This window comes from Actinoplanes sp. NPDC049598, assembly GCF_040675435.1.
In the GTDB taxonomy this organism is placed as follows: Bacteria; Actinomycetota; Actinomycetes; order Mycobacteriales; family Micromonosporaceae; genus Actinoplanes.
In genome coordinates, this window is sequence record NZ_JBFAOX010000030.1 from 57,285 (window position 1) to 74,525 (window position 17,241).

Genomic DNA, 17,241 nt, shown 5'->3' on the forward strand with positions numbered 1-17,241 from the left:
CTCGAATCGGACAGCGTGAGTGACGGTGATCGCCCCGGCTCGGAACTGTCGGACCCGTGGTGAAGACTGGGTGCATGGCGCCGCGTGGGTTTCCCTATGAAGATCTGCAGAGCTTCGTCGCCGCCCTCGAGGCGGCCGGTGAGCTGCGCCGGGTGACCGTCCCGGTCGACCCGACGCTGGAGATCAGCGAGGTGGTGACGCGCACGGTGCGGGCCGGCGGCCCGGCCCTGCTGTTCGAGCGGCCCACCCGCGGCGACATGCCCGTGGCGATCAACCTGTTCGGCACCGAGAAACGCATGGCCATGGCGCTCGGCGTCGAGTCGCTGGACGAGGTCGGCGACCGGATCGGCGCCATGCTCAAGCCGGAGCTGCCGGTCGGCTGGTCCGGCATCCGCGAGGGCATCGGCAAGGTGCTGCAGCTCAAGTCGCTGCCGCCGCGCAAGGTCAAGACCGCCCCCTGCCAGGAGGTCGTGCTCAAGGGCGACGAGGTGGATCTCGGACTGCTGCCCGGCCTGCAGGTCTGGCCCGGTGACGGCGGCATCTTCCACAACTTCGGCCTGACCCACACCAAGCACCCCGAGACCGGCAAGCGCAACCTCGGGCTCTACCGCCTGCAGCAGCACTCGCGCAACACCCTCGGCATGCACTGGCAGATCCACAAGGACTCGACCGCCCACCACGCGGTGGCCGAGCGGCTGGGCCAGCGCCTGCCGGTCGCCATCGCGATCGGCTGCGACCCCGTCGTGTCGTACTCGGCGAGCGCCCCGCTCCCGTCCGACATCGACGAGTACCTGTTCGCCGGCTTCCTGCGGGGCGAGCGGGTCGAGATGGTGGACTGCCTGACCGTGCCGCTGCAGGTGCCGGCCAACGCCCAGATCATCCTCGAGGGCTACCTGGAGCCGGGCGAGCGGATGCCCGAGGGCCCGTTCGGCGATCACACCGGCTTCTACACCCCGGTCGAGCCGTTCCCGGTGCTGCACGTCGAGACGATGACCATGCGGAAGAAGCCGATCTACCACTCGATCATCACCTCGAAACCGCCGCAGGAGGACCACGGCCTGGGCAAGGCGACCGAGCGGATCTTCCTGCCGCTGCTGCGGATGCTGATCCCCGACATCGTCGACTACGACCTGCCCGCGGCCGGCGTCTTCCACAACTGCGCGATCGTCTCGATCCGCAAGCGCTACCCCAAGCACGCCCAGAAGATCATGAACGCGATCTGGGGCGCCCACCTGATGTCGCTGACCAAGCTGATCGTGGTCGTCGACGAGGACTGCGACGTCCACGACTACAACGAGGTCGCCTTCCGCGCCTTCGGCAACGTCGACTACGACCGCGACCTGATGCTCACCCAGGGTCCCGTCGACCACCTCGACCACGCCTCCTACCAGCAGTTCTGGGGCGGCAAGGCCGGTCTCGACGCCACCCGTAAGCTGCCGGGCGAGGGCTACTCCCGCGGCTGGCCGGAAGAGATGACGATGTCGCCCGAGGTGGTCGGCCTGGTGGACAAGCGCTGGAAGGAGTACGGCATATGACAGCGGTCGCCGCGGTCCCGGAGAAGCCGGGCAAGGTGAAATCGTTCCTGCGGCTGGTCGCCATCGAGCACTCGGTCTTCGCGCTGCCGTTCGCCTACCTGTCGGCCGCGGTCGCCCTCGACCGCGAGGACACCGGCGTCCACTGGCTCGACCTGCTGCTGATCACCATCGCGATGGTCTCGGGCCGGACGTTCGCGATGGCGGCCAACCGCCTCCTCGACCGCAAGATCGACGCGCTGAACCCGCGGACCCGCAACCGCGAGCTCGTCACCGGCGCCGTCTCCCCGCGGACGGCCTGGACCGGCGCGATCGTCTCGCTGGTCGTGATGGCGGTGGCGGCCGGGCTGCTCAACTGGCTCTGCCTGGTGCTCTTCCCGCTCGCCGTGATCCCGCTGGTGATCTACCCGTACGCCAAGAGGTTCACCAACTTCCCGCACTACGTGCTCGCCCTGGCCCAGGCCGTGGCCCCGGTCGGCGCGTGGCTCGGCATCACCGGCACCTTCTCCGGCTCCGGCCCGGCGTGGCTGCTCGGCGTGGCGGTGGGCCTGTGGATCGGCGGCTTCGACATCATCTACGCCTGCCAGGACGTGGAGATCGACCGCAAGATCGGCGTGCACTCGACCCCGGCCCGCTTCGGCGTGCGCACGGCGCTGCACATCTCCACGGCGACGCACGTGGTGACCTTCGCCCTGTTCGTGTGGTTCGGCCAGCTCGTCGGCCTGGGCTGGCTCTGGTGGATCGGCCTGGCCCTGACCGCGGTCGCCTTCGCCTACCAGCACATCGTCGTCACCCCGAACGACCTCTCCAAGGTCAACCGGGCCTTCTTCACCGCCAACGGCTTCGTCGGCATCGCCCTGTTCCTCTTCGCTCTGCTCGACCTGATTGTTCTGTAACCCCGCCCGCATCGCCGCCCCGATCCACGCTTTCCCGGCATCGGCCCAGCGCCGACGGGACTGAAGGGCACACTTGAGACATGCGTGAACCGTGGATCGTCGGTGTTTCGGGGGCGTCCGGTACGCCGTACGCCCGGGCGGTCCTGACCGCCCTGCTCGAGGCGGGCGAGGCGGTCGACCTGGTGATCTCGCGGGCGGCCCGGCTGACCCTGCTCGACGAGACCGGGGCGACCGTGCGGGACGCGCACTGGAAGGACGACGTCGGCGCCTGGCTGGGCCGCGACCTGGGCGACCTGACCTACTGGCCCGCCGGTGACCTGGCGGCCGGGCCGAGCAGCGGCTCGTACCCGGCCAAGGGCATGATCGTGGTGCCGGCCAGCACCGCGGCGTGCGCGGGCATCGCCATCGGGCTGTCCAAGGATCTGCTCCAGCGGGCGGCCGAGGTCAACCTCAAGGAGCGGCGACGCACAGTGATCGTGCCGAGGGAGACTCCGGTCACCCGGAGTCACCTCGAACACCTGATTGCCCTGCTCGACGCCGGTGCGGTCGTCCTACCAGCGAGCCCCGGGTTCTACGGCGCCGGGGCGCAGGCGAGCGCGCAGCAGCTCATCGACTTCGTGGCGGGCAAAGCCTTGGACGCGCTGGGCGTACCCCATACGCTTCTGACCCGTTGGAAGGGTGAGCTGAACGCTCAGCGCAGCCCGTTGGGCGGGCCGTAACCCATGCCCGGGTTGCTCGGGCCCTGGTTGCGGGGCCGGTTGGCGGCGTCGTCCTCGCGCATTTCCTCGACCACGCCGTCGCCCTCCAGCAGGGCCCTGACCTCGGACTCGCGGAACCGGCGGTGGCCACCCGGAGTGCGGATGCTGCCGATGCGCCCGGCGGCCGCCCAGCGCGTGACCGTCTTCGGGTCGACGCGGAACAGCGCGGCCACCTCGCCCGGTGTCAGCAGACGATCTCCAGTGTCCACAACCCCCTCCTCGCGTCGGTGTTCTGGAGCGGCCGTGATCACGGTGAGTGTCGGCGTGCTCGATCGGGACGTAAAGCCATTAGAGCATTGCCCCGGAACCGAGTCCCTGGAATGCGGAAAAAGCCCTAATTGCGACAGTGATCGTTATCCTGCCGACGATTCGTCGCTACCGGGCGTGAGTAGCCATCTGCCACCCGATTAGGGTCATCAGCATGGACTCCATCGACCTCCGGCTGATCGAGCTGCTACGGGAGAACGCCCGCTCGTCGTACGCCGAGCTCGCCCGCAAGGTCGGGCTCTCGGCGCCCGCCGTGCACGAGCGCGTGGGCAAGCTCGAGGCGGCCGGCACCATCCGCGGCTACCGGGCCGAGGTCGACCACGAGGCGCTCGGGCTGGGCGTCACGGCCCTGATCGGCATCATCGAGGACTCCGGGGCCGACACCGACGACGTGCTGACCGCCGTGCGCGCCATGCCCGAAGTGGAGAGTTGCTACTTCATGGCCGGCGTCGAGTCGTACCAGCTGACCGTGCGGGTCGGCACGATCGCCGAGCTGGAACAGCTGATCGTCCGGATCAACCGCACGCCGGGGGTCGCTTCGACGCGTACGGCCATCGCCCTGTCCACGAAGTGGGAGAACCGGCCCCAGCCGGGCCTGGCCTGAAACCGGCCCCGGCCGGCCCGGGGATCTGGCAGGCTGAGCTCAGCCCGCCTTGCCACCCACGCGGACGGCCAGCCCGGGGTAATCGGTGACGAACCCGTCGTCGTCGATGGTCAGATCGGCGCTGAAAGTCTCACTCGCGTAGCGGATCCGGCCGTCCGGCAACGCCGTGTAGATCTGATCCGCCTGCACCACCTCGAGGCTCGGCAGCAACACCCAGGCCACGTTCAGGCGATGGGCCACACCGACGTCGGCCCCCTGCGCCCGGTGCAGACCGAGACGGCGTACAGGCAAGGTGTTGGTCAGTGGAGAACCGCCCAGATCCACGTCGAAGGCGCCGAAGAGCCGATCAGGATCCTCGATGCCGGGGAAACCGGCCCCGGCGTGCCCGGCGGCCGACAGCACGGCGTCCAGGTCGCCCTGCTCCTTCGTCGTGGCCCGCCAGCGCCCGGCGGCCAGCTCCAGCCGCACGCTGCGGGACCAGTCGGCCCCCTCGGCGATGACGTCGAGGTAGCCGGTCACCCACTCGGCATCGGTACGCAGCTCGTACCGGCAGGTGTACGGAATCGGGTCCACGGCGAGCGCGGTGCCCCGCGCGTAGAGCCCGGACGAGGCGTCGACAAGGGCGTGCTCGGCTCCGGCAGTGTCTTTCCGCTCCCAGAACAGCGACTGCGGCAAGGGCGACATGCCCCCCTGTTTACCCGCGCACGCCGAGAGCGAACAAGCCCGGCCCAACCGTGGAGAACGCCGGAAGCCCGGCACGATCGCTCGTGCCGGGCTTCCGGGTGGAACTGTGGATCAGTACGTGCGCGCCGGGCGCGGGCTGCCGTAGCGGCCCGCCGAGCCGCCGTCGCGCTGGTTGTCGCGGCGGAAGCCGCCGGTGCGCTCGGCGTTGCGGCCGTAACCGCGGTCGCCGGTGGGCCGGTCGCCCGCCGGACGGTCGCCGTAGGAACGCTGCGGGCGGTCCCCATAGCTCGGGCGGTCGCCCGCCGGGCGGTCGCCGTACGAACGCTGGGGGCGGTCGCCGTACGCCGGCCGGTCGCCGTACGAACGCTGCGGGCGGTCACTGCCCGTGCCGCCGTCGTAGGAACGCTGCGGACGGTCACCGTACGAACGCTGCGGACGGTCACCCCGCGGGCGGTCGCCGTAGCCACCGCGGCGGTCGCCGCCCCGGTCGCCGCCGCCGAAGCGGCCACGGGAACCGCCACGCTCGCGGCGGGGCTCCGGCTCGTCCACCACCGGCACGCCGCTCGGCTCCCGAGCGCCGGTGATCTCCACCAGCTTCTCGTCGCCGAGACGGACCCGGACCTCGCCCGGGTTGACGCCGGCCTTGGACATCATGGCCTGGGTGCTGCGGCGCTGCTTGGGCAGAACCAGGGTCACCACGGCGCCCGACTCACCGGCGCGAGCCGTACGGCCGGCGCGGTGCAGGTAGTCCTTAGGGTCCTTCGGCGGGTCCACGTGCACGACCAGCGAGATGCCGTCGACGTGGATGCCGCGGGCGGCCACGTCCGTCGCCACGAGGACGCTGGTCCGGCCCTCCTTGAACTCGGCCAGCGTGCGGGTGCGAACCCGCTGGGTCTTGCCGCCGTGCAGGCCGCCGGCCCGGACACCGACCGCGCGCAGCTGCTCGACGAGACGGTCGACACCCATCTGCGTACGGGCGAACACGATCGTCTTGCCCTCACGGTTGGCGATCGAGGCCGCGATCGGGAACTTGTCGTGCGGCGGGATCAGCAGCAGGAAGTGGTCCATGGTGGACACGCTGGCCTCGGCCGGAGCCGTGGAGTGCGTGACCGGGTCGTGCATGAACCGCTTGACCAGCGACTCGACGTCACCGTCGAGAGTGGCCGAGAAGAGCAGGCGCTGCGCGTTCGCCGGGGTCTTGGCCAGCAGGTCGGTGACCTCGGGCAGGAAGCCCATGTCGGCCATCTGGTCGGCCTCGTCGAGCACCGTGATCTCGATGTCGTCGAGCTTGCAGGCGCCCCGCTCGATCAGGTCGCCGAGGCGGCCCGGGGTGGCGACCATGACCTCGACGCCGCGGCGCAGCGCGTCCATCTGACGGTCGTACGGAACGCCGCCGACCGCGGTCTTCAGGAAGACGCCGACCGAACGGCCGAGCGGCATGAGCGCGTCGGCGACCTGCATCGCCAGCTCGCGCGTGGGCACCAGGATCAGCGCCTTGGGGTGATGCGGGCGGGCCCGGCCGCCCTGCGCGACCCGGGCCAGCAGCGGCAGGCCGAAGGCCAGCGTCTTGCCGGAGCCGGTCTGGCCGCGGCCGAGAACGTCCCGGCCGGCCAGCGCGTCGGGCATGGTCGCGGCCTGGATCTCGAACGGCTGGGTGATGCCCTCACGGTTGAGGACACGCACGAGCTCGGCCGGCAGGCCCAGCTCGGCGAAGCTCTTCACCGGCGTGGCGGCCTCGGTCTCGATCTCGGTCGCCTCGGTCTCGGTGGCCACAGCCTCGGCGGCCTCGGTCTCGGCGACGGGGACGTCGGTGACCGGCGTCTCAGTGACCGCGGTCTCCTCGGCGGTCTCGGTGGTGTTCTCGGTCGTGTTCTCGAAAACGGACGGGAACGTGCTGGGATCAGCGAAAGTGGTCAAGAGAACCTCTCTACGGGGGCGCATGCTCGCGAATGGCCCGCCGCGGCTGCCTTGAGCCGACCGCTGAAATGCCCGCAAGAACGCCCGTGGCGTGCTCCGCAAGGGCACGCCGCGTCAACAACTGTCATAAGTGTACGGCTCAACGTTTTCCGCGCCGACCGCATTCCGCGCCTGTAGTGGGCAGGCTCACCCCCGGGCGCAACCTCGCCAGCTTAGGGTCAGGCGAGGCCTATCGCCAACAAAGTCGGATGTCGGTCACCACGGTCACTCGAACATTTTGCCGATCATGTCGCTGAACGAGCTTCCCGCGGTGAGCAGGAAGACGACACTGACCGCCACCAACAGGCCTAGCACGATCAGCATGGCCACGGCCACCTTGAGGTTGCCGCGCCGCCGGTCGACGACCTCGTCGTGCCAGCCCTGAGCCAGGATGTGGCCGGTCAGAGAGCCGGAGTTCTCCACCGCACTCATCGAGACCGGCATCGTTGTGTCGATCGTCTCGTAGCCGCCGGTGCCGTAAAGAGTGCCGGGCACGGCACCGTGCAGCCGCTGCTGCGGGACGGCCATGGTCGAGTCGGGGTCGTCACCGTGCGCCCCGAAGGCGGTGGTGGCCGGCGAACCGAAGACGGTCCCGGCAGGGACACCGGTCGGCTGACCGGAAGTCGGCCCGAAAGGCCGAGCGGACGGGGCCGGCTCGCCGACCCCGAAGGGGGTGGTCACGCTGCGTGCGCTCGCTTCCGGGGGCATGGAGTACGCCGGCAGACCGGCGCCATTGGACGGGATCATAGGCGGCGGCGGAACGACCGGCTGAGGCGGCCCGGGCACCGGGCTGGGCCCCGGCCCGGGCGGCACCGGGAACGGCCCCGGTCCTGGAGGCACCGGCGACGGCCCGGGGCCAGGCGGCACCGGCGAAGGACCAGGACCGGGAGGCACCGGCGAAGGACCAGGACCCGGCGGTACGGGTGACGGCGGCACCGGGCTCGGCGACGGCGGCACGGGGCTCGGGGTCGGCCCCGGCGCCGGGAACGGGCCGGGCTGTGGCGCCGGGCCGGGACCGGGCGCGGGCGGCGCCGGGAACGGGTCGGGGTGCCCCGGCTCGGGACGCGTCGGCTCCGGCCGCTGCGGCGGCGCGGGAACCGGCGGCCCGGGCCGCGGGGTGGGCTCGCTCGGCTCGGGCTCGGCCGGCTCCGGCTCGGCCGGCGTCGGGTCACCGGGCTGCGGCGGATCGGCCGGCTTGGGGTCGGCGGGCGCCGGGTCACTGGGCTTGGGGTCTCCGGGCGCCGGGTCGGGCTCGCTCAGCCGCGGCTCGGTCGGCCTGGGGTCGGACAGTCCCGGCTCGCTCAGCCGCGACTCGGTCGGCCTCGGGTCGGACGATCCCGGCTCGCTCGGCCGGAGCTCGGTCGGCCGGGGGCCGGCGGAGTCGGAGTCGGAGTCGGAGTCGGACAGCTTAGGCGCGGGGTCGGCCGCCGGATCTTCGGGCTTGGTCGTCACGACGGGCGCGGCCGGGGCCGTCTCGATCGGCGTCTCCGGGGTGCCGGGCGGCGTGACCAGCTTGGCCGACTTCGCCCCGTACAGCTTCGACTCTCCTGTCGGGAGGCGCAGGGCGCGCGCGACCTCGCTCGCGTCCGGAGCAACCGTGCCGGGCACCGTGGCGCGAGCGGCCCCGGTGCTCAACTTCGAGGGAAGCTGACGACTCGACCCATCGACCCGCTCCGGCACGAGCGCCGGGCTCACCGCCTCGGCGTCCTTCCGCCCCGCCGGCACGCCCTCATCCGGCGCGTTGCTGCCCGCAGCGTCCTTCTCCGGCGCCGCCAATTCCGAGGCGTCCTGCTCCACGGCAACGCCCGACCCCGACGCTCCTGCTCCTGCCGTTCCCGGCGCTGCGTCTCCCGACGGAGCCTTGCCCGAGGTGCCCCCGCCGGGGGTGGCCGAGCCGGAGGTGGCCGAGCTGGGGGTGGTCGAGCCAGAGGTGGTCGAGCTGGGGGTGGTCGAGCCAGAGGTGGTCGAGCTGGGGGTGGCCGAGCCAGAGGTACCCGCGCCGGGGGTGGCCGCGCCGGGGGTGGCCGAGCTTGGGGTGGCCGAACCGTAGGTGGCCGGAGTGGAGGGGGCCGAGCCGGGGGCAGTTTGCGCCGGAGCGACCGGGGTAGACGCGGCCGGGGCAGGAGGGACTGAAGCGCGCGCGGTGGCGGAGGCGGCCGGGGTGGGCGCGGCCGACACGGGGGCCGAGGCGGTGACCTTGGCCGGCGGGACCGGGATGGAACCGGAGACTGAGGCGCGGCCGCTCGCCGCGCCGCTCACCGGGGCGCTGCTGGGTGTGGCCCAGAGGGCGCCCGCCGCGGGGGGCGGCGGGGGTGAGAACCAGTCGTCGCTGCTGGACGGCGTCGGTTCAGCGGGCGGCTTGGGGCCGCTGCTGTCCGGTGTCGCCTGCCGCTCGTCCATGGAACCTCCCGACGCCGCGTGCCGACGGTTGGGGAACGTCGGGCGCTGACCATAACCGTGCCATATCCGCGCGCGTCACCGCATCCTGGCACCGGCCGGACCATGCCCCCGGAGCGCCACTGACCACCGGAAAGGCGGTTTTCGCGGCCCCGCGGGTCAACTCTTGATCAGACCCCGATACCGAAGCGGACGCCAAGCGTTTACGACCCCTTAGCGGACGCCGAGGCCGCCTTGGCCGAGTTGCTCGTGGTGGGCGTCGCCTTCGACGTCGAGGTGGTGGCCGCCGACGACTTCGTGGCCGAGGAGCCGCCGCTGGACGGCGCCGTGGCCTTGGTCGTCTCCGGCGCGGCGGGCTCGGTGGTCGTCTTGGTCGGCTCCGGCTCCGGCTTCTCCGTGGTCTTGGTCGGCTCGGGCTCCGGGTCGGTCGTCTTGGGCGGGTCGCTCGGCGTGTCCGTCCCCGGGTCGGGGTTGGCCGGGGTGCCCGTGCTCGGGTCCGTCGGCGTGCCGGTGCCCGGGTTGGAAGGTGTGCCCGTGCCGGGGTTGGAGGGCGTGCCGGTCCCCGGGTTGGAGGGCGTGCCCGTGCCGGGGTTGGAGGGCGTGCCCGTGCCGGGGTTGGACGGGGTGCCCGTGCCGGGGTTGGACGGGGTGCCCGTGCCGGGGTTCGAGGGAGTGCCGGTGCCCGGGTTGGAGGGCGTGCCCGTGCCTGGGTTCGAGGGCGTCCCGGTCCCGGGGTTGGAAGGTGTGCCCGTGCCGGGGTTGGACGGGGTGCCGGTGCCCGGGTTGGAGGGCGTGCCCGTGCCGGGGTTGGAGGGCGTGCCGGTGCCGGGGTTGGACGGGGTGCCCGTCCCGGGGTTGGTCGGCGTCGTGCCGCCGTCGGTCGGGTCGGGGTCGGGCGCACCGAGGTTGGGGCCCTGGACGATGCCCTCGACCGAGCCGAAGACGCGGGTGGCCTGGAACAGCCGGCTCCACCGGACCGGCGTGAGCCGCACGTTGAGGCCGGTGCGCGGGGCCTCGACCATCATGCCGTCGCCCGCGTACATCGCGACGTGGTGGATGCCGCGCCAGCTGCTGGACGAGCTGAAGAACAGCAGGTCGCCCGGGAGCAGCGAGTAGCGGTCGACCACCTTGTTGCGGGTCTGCCAGTACTGGTCGCGGGAGACGCGGGTCAGCGCGAAGCCGACCGAGCGGTACGCCGCATACATGAGGCCGGAGCAGTCGTACTGGTCCGGGCCTTCCTCGGACCAGACGTACGGGTCGCCGCGCTGGGCCAGCGCGAAGTTGAGCGCTTGGATGGCGCGGGCGTCGGCGCCGCGGCCCGCCTCCTCGCCGGCGAGGTAGGACTGGCCGAGCTGGCTGTCCTGAGCCGTCTCGGTCGCCTCGAACGCGTTCAACTCGTCCTGGTGGGTGAGCTCGAGGGCCTGCTGAGCCGTCTGCTTGGCCGTGAGCTGGGCGTTGAGCTGGTTGTACTTGGCGGCCAGCTCGGCGTAGCGCTCGGCGCCGAGCGTCTGCTCGTCGAGCGCGATCTGCGCGTTGATCTGGGCCTGCTCGATCTGGCGGGCGATGGCCTGCTGGGTGTCGACCTGGCCGCGCTGGAGCCGGGCGAGGTCGCCGAGACCGCTCAGCCCGGGGTCGACCATGCCGGGCGGCATGGCCGCGGCCTCGCGCATGGCCTGGGCGGCCGCGTCGGAGGCGGCGGTCTGGGCCTGGCGCAGCGCCTCCTCGGCCTGGGTGTATTTGACCTTGGCGGCGGCCTGCTGGTCACGCGCGAGGTCGCGATCCTGGCCGACCTGGATGAGCTGGTCGCCGAGGGCGGAGATCTCGGTGCGGCCCTTCTCGATCGCCTGCAGCGCGGGGCTGGTCGGCGTCGGCGTGGCGGTCGGCCGGACGCTGGCCTTCTGCCCCGGCATGGCCAGGGTGCCGAGCGCCATGGGGCGCGCGCCGATGTCGGGAACGGCCAGGCCGACGGGGGCCTGGGGAGCCTGCGGGGCCGCGGCCGGGTCGGCCAGCGCGGGGGCCGGTGACAGAAGAGGGGTCAGAAAGGTCGTGACGATCGCGGCCACGGCTGAATACACGACGGGGCGCCACCACGGGCGCGATCGCCGAGAACCGAGTCGTGCTGTCGCCATGTGCTCCCCGTCCACCGCGACGCCGGAGCGCCGCTCGTCGTTCCCCCCTAATGTGATACCTCACGTCTCGCATTCCTGTCGATTGATCCCAGATGAAAGAAGACTGGGAATCCGGGTTACGGCGGCATGATCGACACCCCGCCCGGAGATTCCTGTCGGAGGCGAGCCGTACCCTCGACGGCGAGGTAAGCGAGAGGGGCACACATGGACGCCGGCTTGAAGCGCGAGCTCGAGGCCAAGGTCTACGCAGGTGAGAGACTCACCCGGGCCGACGGCGAGGCGCTGTACGCGAGCGATGACCTCGCCTGGCTCGGCCGGCTCGCCCACCACAAGCGCACCGAGCTCAACGGTGATCGTGTGATGTTCAACGTCAACCGCCACCTCAACCTGACCAACGTGTGCTCGGCCAGCTGTGCGTACTGCTCTTTCCAGCGCAAGCCGGGCGAGAAGGATGCGTACACCATGCGCATCGACGAGGCCGTGGCGAAGGCCAAGGAGATGCAGGACGAGCAGCTCACCGAGCTGCACATCGTCAACGGCCTGCACCCCAGCCTGCCCTGGCGTTACTACCCCAAGGTGCTGCGCGAGCTGAAAGCCGCGCTGCCCGACGTGAAGCTCAAGTGCTTCACCGCGACCGAGGTGCAGTGGTTCGAGAAGATCAGCGGCCTACCGGCGAGCGAGATCCTCGACGAGCTGATGGACGCCGGGCTGGAGTCGCTGACCGGTGGCGGCGCCGAGATCTTCGACTGGGAGGTCCGGCAGCACATCGTCGACCACGACACCCATTGGGAAGACTGGTCGCGCATCCACCGGCTCGCCCACGCCAAGGGCATGAAGACGCCGGCCACCATGCTCTACGGCCACATCGAGGAGCCGCGGCACCGCGTCGACCACGTGATGCGCCTGCGCGAGCTGCAGGACGAGACCGGTGGCTTCGCCGTCTTCATCCCGCTGCGCTACCAGCACGACTTCGTCGACTCGCAGGACGGCAAGGTCCGTAACCGCATCCAGTCACGGACCACGATGGCCGCCCCGGCCGAGTCGCTCAAGACGTTCGCCGTCTCGCGGCTGATGTTCGACAACGTGCCCCACGTGAAGTGCTTCTGGGTCATGCACGGCCTGTCGGTGGCCCAGCTGTCGCTCAACTTCGGAGCGGACGATTTGGACGGTTCGGTGGTGGAATACAAGATCACCCACGATGCCGACTCGTACGGCACGCCGCACACGATGCACCGTGACGACCTGCTCAACCTCATCTGGGACGCCGGCTTCCAGCCGGTCGAGCGCAACACGCGCTACGAGGTGGTCCGGGAGTACGAGAAGGCGCCCACGCTTGCGAGCCGCCGGGCCGAGCCGCAGAAGGTCTGGGCCTGACAAGCGCGTACCCTGCTTGTTGTCATGTCGGATACGAAGAGTGCGCGCCGCCCGCGCCGCGATGCCAGCGGACGCCTGGCCACGATCGGTGACCTGCTCGGCACCGCGATGGCCGGGCTGGTCACCGGCGCCGTCGTGCTGCTCCTGCTCGAGGCGGTCCTGTCGCTGACGCACGTCTCCGAGTTCGGGCACACGAGCGGCTGGCTCGCCGTGATCCTTCCGGTGTGGCTGTTCGTCGAGGAGTTCCGGGCCGAGGGCTTCGGCGCCCCCCGGGTCGTGGTCGCGCTGCTGGCCACCGGCTTCGGCGTGGCCGCCGGGATGACCCTGGCCGGCTTCGCGTCGTCCCAGTTCGAGTTCCCCACCCTGGTCAGCGGGCTCCTCGGGGCCTTCGGGGCCACGGTCGTCTATTGCCTGATCTGGTTCTACGGCCTGCGGTGGCTCGACCACCGCACGGGCTAGAGAGAGAAGTCATGAACCCCGCCGTCAAGTACTCGCTGGGCCGCCTCGGCCTGTTCGTGGTCGTCTTCGCGGCGCTTCTGCCGGTGCCGCTCAACTTCCTGGTCCGGGCCATGGTGGCGCTGGTCGTCTCGGCCGTCGCGTCGTACTTCCTGCTCGCCACCTGGCGTAACCAGATGAACGAGCAGCTCGTCGGCGTCGCCTCCCGCCGCACGGCGGAGAAACAGCGGCTGCGCGCCGCCCTGGCCGGCGACGAGGACGCGGCGGCGGCCGGCGACCGCGCGGCCCCGGCGGAGGAGAAGGCCGAGGCGGAAGACAAGGACGAGGTCAAGGCGGAGGCCGAGCCCAAGAGTGTGGAGAAGTAAGGTCGGAACCCCGGCGTGAGTTAGCGTCGGAAGGACCGCATCTCAGCGAAGCCGGTGCGAACCCGGCGCTGTCCCGCAACTGTGAGGCCCTTCAAGGGCCGAGCCAGGTCGCCTGGGTGCGGTCGCGATCAAGCGCTCCCGGGGAGGGGCGCCTCGCGGACGGAACGCCCCCGGGGCCCTGTCGGCGAAGCACCCGGCCGACGACCCGTCGGCCACGCACCCGGCCGACCGGAGGACCTCATGAAACGCATGCTCACCGCCGCCCTGGCGACCGCTCTGCTGCTCGCCGGCGGGTGCGGCGACAGCGGCGACGACACTCCGCCGGCGAGCACCACGCCCAGCGCCGGCGCCTCGTACCCGGTGACCGTCAGTGGTCTCACCCTCGGCGCCCGTCCCGAGAAGATCGTCTCGCTCTCGCCCACCGCGACCGAGATGCTGTTCGCGATCGGCGCCGGACCGCAGGTCACGGCGGTCGACGACCAGTCGACGTACCCGGCCGACGCCCCCAAGAGCAACCTTTCCGCCTTCAAGCCCAACGCCGAGGCGATCGCGGCCAAGAATCCCGACCTCGTCGTCCTCTCCGACGACATCGACAAGGTCGTCGCGCAGCTGGACAAGCTGAAGATTCCGGTCTTCAAGACGCCGGCCACCGCGAGCCTCGACCAGACCTATGAGCAGATCAAGCAGCTCGGCACGCTGACCGGGCACGGCGCCGAGGCGACCGCGGTGACCGAGCGGATGGCGTCCGACATCGAGAAGATCGTGGCCGGCGTGCCGAAGCGGTCGAAGCCGCTCAGTTACTACTACGAGCTGGATCCGACCTTCTACACCGTCACGTCCAGGACGTTCATCGGGTCGGTCTTCTCGCTGTTCGGCCTGACGAACATCGCCGACCCGGCCGACGCCGACGGCGCCAAGGGCGGATATCCGCAGCTCTCGCAGGAGGCGATCGTCAAGTCCAGTCCGGACACGATCTTCCTGGCCGACAGCAAGTGCTGTCAGCAGTCGGCGGCGACGGTCGCGAAGCGTACGGGCTGGAGCAGTGTCACGGCGGTCAAGGCCGGCCAGGTCTTCGCCCTGGACGACGACATCGCCTCCCGCTGGGGGCCGCGCACCGTCGACCTCGCCCGCTCCATCGCCGATGCGGTGGCCAAGGTCCCGGCGTGAGACCGGCCGGTCTCCGGCCCGCCTGGCTCCTCGGAGGTACCGCCGCGGTTCTCGTCGCGCTGGTGGCGGGGCTGGCCTTCGGGTCGGTTCCGCTGCCACCGGCCGGTGTCATCCTGGAGCTGCTCAATCTGATCCCGGGCGTGCACCTGCACAGCGGGCTCACCGACCGTGAGATCGCCATCCTCACCGAGCTGCGGCTGCCCCGGGTCGTGCTGGGTCTGCTCGTGGGCGGGATGCTGTCCCTGGCCGGCGCGGCCTACCAGGGCGTCTTCCGCAATCCGCTGGCCGACCCGCACCTGCTCGGCGTCGCGGCCGGGGCCGGGCTGGGTGTGACCGCGGTGATCTCGCTGCGGGCCGGCACCACGGGCGGTGACGCGACCGCGAACCTGCCCTTCGGCGTGCCGGTGGCCGCCTTCGCCGGCGCGCTGCTGGCCGTCGCCCTGACCTGGCTGCTCGGCGCGGCCGGGGGCCGCGACCGCACACCGTCGACGCTGATCCTCTCCGGCGTCGCGGTGTCGTCGTTCCTGGCCGCGGGGCAGACCTATCTGATGCAGCAGCATGTGGAAACGCTGCGCGAGGTCTACTCCTGGTTGCTGGGCCGGCTCGCCACCGCCGGCTGGCACGACGTGCTGGTCATGCTTCCGTACGCGGTGGTGACCGGTGTGATCGTCCTGTCCCAGCGGCGTGAGCTCGACGTGCTCACCGTCGGCGACGAGGAGGCGAGCGCGCTCGGCCTGCATCCCCAGCGGTCCCGTTACCTGCTGATTGTCGCCGCCTCGCTCGGCACGGCGGCGGCGGTCTCGGTCTCCGGCCTGATCGGCTTCGTGGGCATCATCGTGCCGCACACGATGCGCCTGCTCGCCGGCCCGAGCTACCGCTCGATCCTGCCGCTGTCGGTGCTCTTCGGAGGCGCCTTTCTGGCCTTGGCCGACCTGCTGGCGCGTACCGCCGGGGGTCAGGCCGAGATCCCGATCGGCGTCGTCACCGCCTTCTTCGGCGCCCCGTTCTTCATCGTCGTGTTGCGCACCAGCCGCCAGGCGGCCGCCTCGTGACCGCGATCCGGGTTACGGACCTGCGGGTCAGCCTCGACGGCACGCCCATCGTGGAGGGCGTCGACCTCGACGTCGACCGCGGCGAGTGGGTCACCGTGATCGGTCCGAACGGCGCCGGCAAGTCGACGGCGCTCCGGGCGATCGGCGGTCTGCTGCCCTTCACCGGCACCGTCGAGCTCAACGGCAGCCCTCTCGACCACCTGCCCCGCCGCGAGCGCGCGAAGACCATCGCCACGGTCGCCCAGTCCCCGATCGTCCCGCCCGGCATGCGGGTCTTCGACTACGTGCTCCTGGGCCGTACGCCATATGTCCCGCCCCTCGGTCGTGAGTCGGCCAACGACCTCGAGGTGGTGGAACAGGTGCTGGAAGAGCTCGACCTGACCCGCTTCGCCACCCGCCGCCTCGACACCCTCTCGGGCGGCGAACGCCAGCGCGCCTTCCTGGCCCGCGCCCTGGCTCAGGGGGCCGGCATCCTCCTGCTCGACGAGCCCACCAGCGCCCTCGACATCGGCCACCAGCAGGAGGTCCTCGAGCTGGTCGACCGCCTGCGGGCCGAGCGCGCCCTCACCGTGCTGGCCACCATGCACGACCTGACCACGGCCGGCGAGTACGCCGACCAGATGGTCTTGCTGGCCGCCGGCCGCGTCGTGGCCGCGGGTTCGCCGCGCGACGTGCTCACCGAGGAGAACCTGGCCAAGCACTACCGCGTACGGGTCCGCGTCATCGACGGCGACCACGGCCCCCTGGTCGTGCCGGTACGAAGCTAGCCGGCTAACGGTTGCCGGCGAGCACCGCGAACAGGCCGCCCTGAGGGTCGCTGAGCACCGCGTACCGGCCGATCGAGATGCTGCGCGGGGGCAGGGCGACCCGGCCGCCCAGCGCGACCGCGTGGTCGGTGGCTATGTCGGCGTCCTGCACGGCGAAGTAGACCATCCAATGCGGACCGACGTCGTCCGGCCACAGCTCGGGCAGCATCTGCTGGATGCCGCAGATCGGCGTCTCGTGCACCTTGGCCACCACGTAGCGGGCGCCGTCCATCGCGCTGTTGCGGTACTGCCAGCCGAACACCGCCTGGTAGAAGGCCGTCGCGCTGTCGATGTCGCGGGTGTTCAGCTCGTTCCAGGTGAGGGCCCCGGGCACGTCGAAGAGCTCGGCGCCGCGCATCGCCCAGGGCTGCCAGACGCTGAACGGCGCGCCGCCGGGGTCGAGGAACGCCGCCATCCGGCCCTGGTCGGTCACGTCGAACGGGGGCACCAGCACCTTGCCGCCGGTGGCGGCCACCCGGGCCGCCACCGCGTCGGCGTCGTCGGTGCCGATGTAGGTGCTCCAGGCCGTGGGCTGCCCGGCGCCGTAGAGCGGGCCGGCCCCGGCCACCGGCAGCCCGTTGCGCAGGAAGGTGATGTATTCGCCGGAAACCTCGGCGGTCCACCCGAACAGCTCGGTGTAGAACCTCTCCGCCCCGGCGAGATCGGCGGTTCCGAGATCGACCCAGCTGGGCGTCCCGGGCGTCGATGCGGTCATCGCCGCATCATCACACCGCGTATCTAAACACTGCCTTAAGTGTCAATGTTCTAGCTGAACCGACGACGTCCCTCCCGCCGATA

Annotated in this window: 17 protein-coding genes and 1 riboswitch; of the genes, 11 read left to right on the forward strand and 6 right to left on the reverse strand. The window is 71.3% G+C overall.

Going from position 1 to position 17,241, the window contains the following annotated elements; genetic code table 11:
- Positions 1-74 precede the first annotated feature (74 nt).
- From AB0J66_RS42025 to AB0J66_RS42035, 3 genes are all read left to right on the forward strand, one after another.
- On the forward strand, positions 75-1,535 hold the full coding sequence (locus AB0J66_RS42025) for a menaquinone biosynthesis decarboxylase (protein WP_364673044.1): 1,461 nt from the start codon (positions 75-77) through the stop codon (positions 1,533-1,535).
- The gene (gene mqnP, locus AB0J66_RS42030; protein WP_364673046.1) at positions 1,532-2,428 is read left to right on the forward strand and encodes a menaquinone biosynthesis prenyltransferase MqnP; all 897 of its coding nucleotides are present in this window, start codon (positions 1,532-1,534) and stop codon (positions 2,426-2,428) included. Before AB0J66_RS42025 ends, mqnP begins: the two co-directional genes overlap by 4 nt.
- Before the next feature lie 80 nt (positions 2,429-2,508).
- Complete coding sequence (locus tag AB0J66_RS42035) at positions 2,509-3,147, forward strand: UbiX family flavin prenyltransferase (RefSeq protein ID WP_364673048.1); 639 nt, start codon at positions 2,509-2,511, stop codon at positions 3,145-3,147.
- Here the strand turns inward: AB0J66_RS42035 and AB0J66_RS42040 are convergent.
- Positions 3,120-3,395: a BldC family transcriptional regulator gene (locus AB0J66_RS42040; protein ID WP_364673050.1), complete on the reverse strand. Its 276-nt coding sequence runs from the start codon at positions 3,393-3,395 to the stop codon at positions 3,120-3,122. The genes AB0J66_RS42035 and AB0J66_RS42040 overlap by 28 nt on opposite strands.
- A gap of 212 nt (positions 3,396-3,607) precedes the next feature.
- Here AB0J66_RS42040 and AB0J66_RS42045 point away from each other — a divergent pair, with 212 nt between their 5' ends.
- Positions 3,608-4,057 (forward strand): Lrp/AsnC family transcriptional regulator, encoded by a 450-nt coding sequence (locus tag AB0J66_RS42045; protein ID WP_203377960.1) that lies wholly within the window; start codon positions 3,608-3,610, stop codon positions 4,055-4,057.
- A 39-nt stretch (positions 4,058-4,096) separates the two neighbouring features.
- Here the strand turns inward: AB0J66_RS42045 and AB0J66_RS42050 are convergent, their stop codons facing one another.
- From AB0J66_RS42050 to AB0J66_RS42060, 3 genes are all read right to left on the reverse strand, one after another.
- A complete protein-coding gene (locus AB0J66_RS42050) occupies positions 4,097-4,741 on the reverse strand; it encodes a putative glycolipid-binding domain-containing protein (protein WP_364673052.1) in 645 nt (214 codons plus the stop codon).
- A 111-nt stretch (positions 4,742-4,852) separates the two neighbouring features.
- Positions 4,853-6,658 carry a DEAD/DEAH box helicase gene (locus AB0J66_RS42055; protein ID WP_364673054.1) on the reverse strand — a complete coding sequence of 602 codons (1,806 nt, stop codon included), beginning with the start codon at positions 6,656-6,658 and terminating at the stop codon, positions 4,853-4,855.
- Positions 6,659-6,922: 264 nt separating this feature from the next.
- A complete protein-coding gene (locus AB0J66_RS42060; RefSeq protein ID WP_364673055.1) occupies positions 6,923-8,494 on the reverse strand; it encodes a hypothetical protein in 1,572 nt (523 codons plus the stop codon).
- Between the two features lie 64 nt (positions 8,495-8,558).
- Between AB0J66_RS42060 and AB0J66_RS42065 the strand changes: the two genes are divergently transcribed.
- Positions 8,559-8,747 (forward strand): hypothetical protein, encoded by a 189-nt coding sequence (locus tag AB0J66_RS42065; RefSeq protein WP_364673057.1) that lies wholly within the window; start codon positions 8,559-8,561, stop codon positions 8,745-8,747.
- Between the two features lie 550 nt (positions 8,748-9,297).
- Here AB0J66_RS42065 and AB0J66_RS42070 read toward each other — a convergent pair.
- Positions 9,298-11,169 (reverse strand): NlpC/P60 family protein, encoded by a 1,872-nt coding sequence (locus tag AB0J66_RS42070; RefSeq protein ID WP_364673059.1) that lies wholly within the window; start codon positions 11,167-11,169, stop codon positions 9,298-9,300.
- Positions 11,170-11,427: 258 nt separating this feature from the next.
- Here AB0J66_RS42070 and mqnE point away from each other — a divergent pair, with 258 nt between their 5' ends.
- The 6 genes from mqnE to AB0J66_RS42100 all read left to right on the forward strand — a co-directional run bounded on the left by mqnE (position 11,428) and on the right by AB0J66_RS42100 (position 16,404).
- Positions 11,428-12,597 carry an aminofutalosine synthase MqnE gene (gene mqnE / locus AB0J66_RS42075; RefSeq protein WP_364673061.1) on the forward strand — a complete coding sequence of 390 codons (1,170 nt, stop codon included), beginning with the start codon at positions 11,428-11,430 and terminating at the stop codon, positions 12,595-12,597.
- A gap of 24 nt (positions 12,598-12,621) precedes the next feature.
- Complete coding sequence (locus tag AB0J66_RS42080) at positions 12,622-13,056, forward strand: hypothetical protein (protein WP_364673063.1); 435 nt, start codon at positions 12,622-12,624, stop codon at positions 13,054-13,056.
- Between the two features lie 11 nt (positions 13,057-13,067).
- Positions 13,068-13,418 (forward strand): DUF4229 domain-containing protein, encoded by a 351-nt coding sequence (locus AB0J66_RS42085; RefSeq protein ID WP_364673065.1) that lies wholly within the window; start codon positions 13,068-13,070, stop codon positions 13,416-13,418.
- Positions 13,413-13,549, forward strand: a riboswitch (cobalamin riboswitch). (Overlaps the previous gene by 6 nt.)
- 109 nt (positions 13,550-13,658) lie before the next feature.
- On the forward strand, positions 13,659-14,585 hold the full coding sequence (locus tag AB0J66_RS42090; protein ID WP_364673067.1) for an ABC transporter substrate-binding protein: 927 nt from the start codon (positions 13,659-13,661) through the stop codon (positions 14,583-14,585).
- Positions 14,582-15,637, forward strand: coding sequence for an iron ABC transporter permease (locus AB0J66_RS42095; protein ID WP_364673068.1), 1,056 nt, complete (start codon positions 14,582-14,584; stop codon positions 15,635-15,637). Before AB0J66_RS42090 ends, AB0J66_RS42095 begins: the two co-directional genes overlap by 4 nt.
- Positions 15,634-16,404, forward strand: coding sequence for an ABC transporter ATP-binding protein (locus AB0J66_RS42100; protein WP_364673070.1), 771 nt, complete (start codon positions 15,634-15,636; stop codon positions 16,402-16,404). The genes AB0J66_RS42095 and AB0J66_RS42100 overlap by 4 nt, the downstream gene beginning before the upstream one ends.
- A gap of 4 nt (positions 16,405-16,408) precedes the next feature.
- Here AB0J66_RS42100 and AB0J66_RS42105 read toward each other — a convergent pair whose 3' ends face one another.
- Positions 16,409-17,158, reverse strand: a complete 750-nt coding sequence (locus AB0J66_RS42105) for a VOC family protein (RefSeq protein WP_364673072.1) — start codon at positions 17,156-17,158, stop codon at positions 16,409-16,411.
- Positions 17,159-17,241 lie beyond the last annotated feature (83 nt).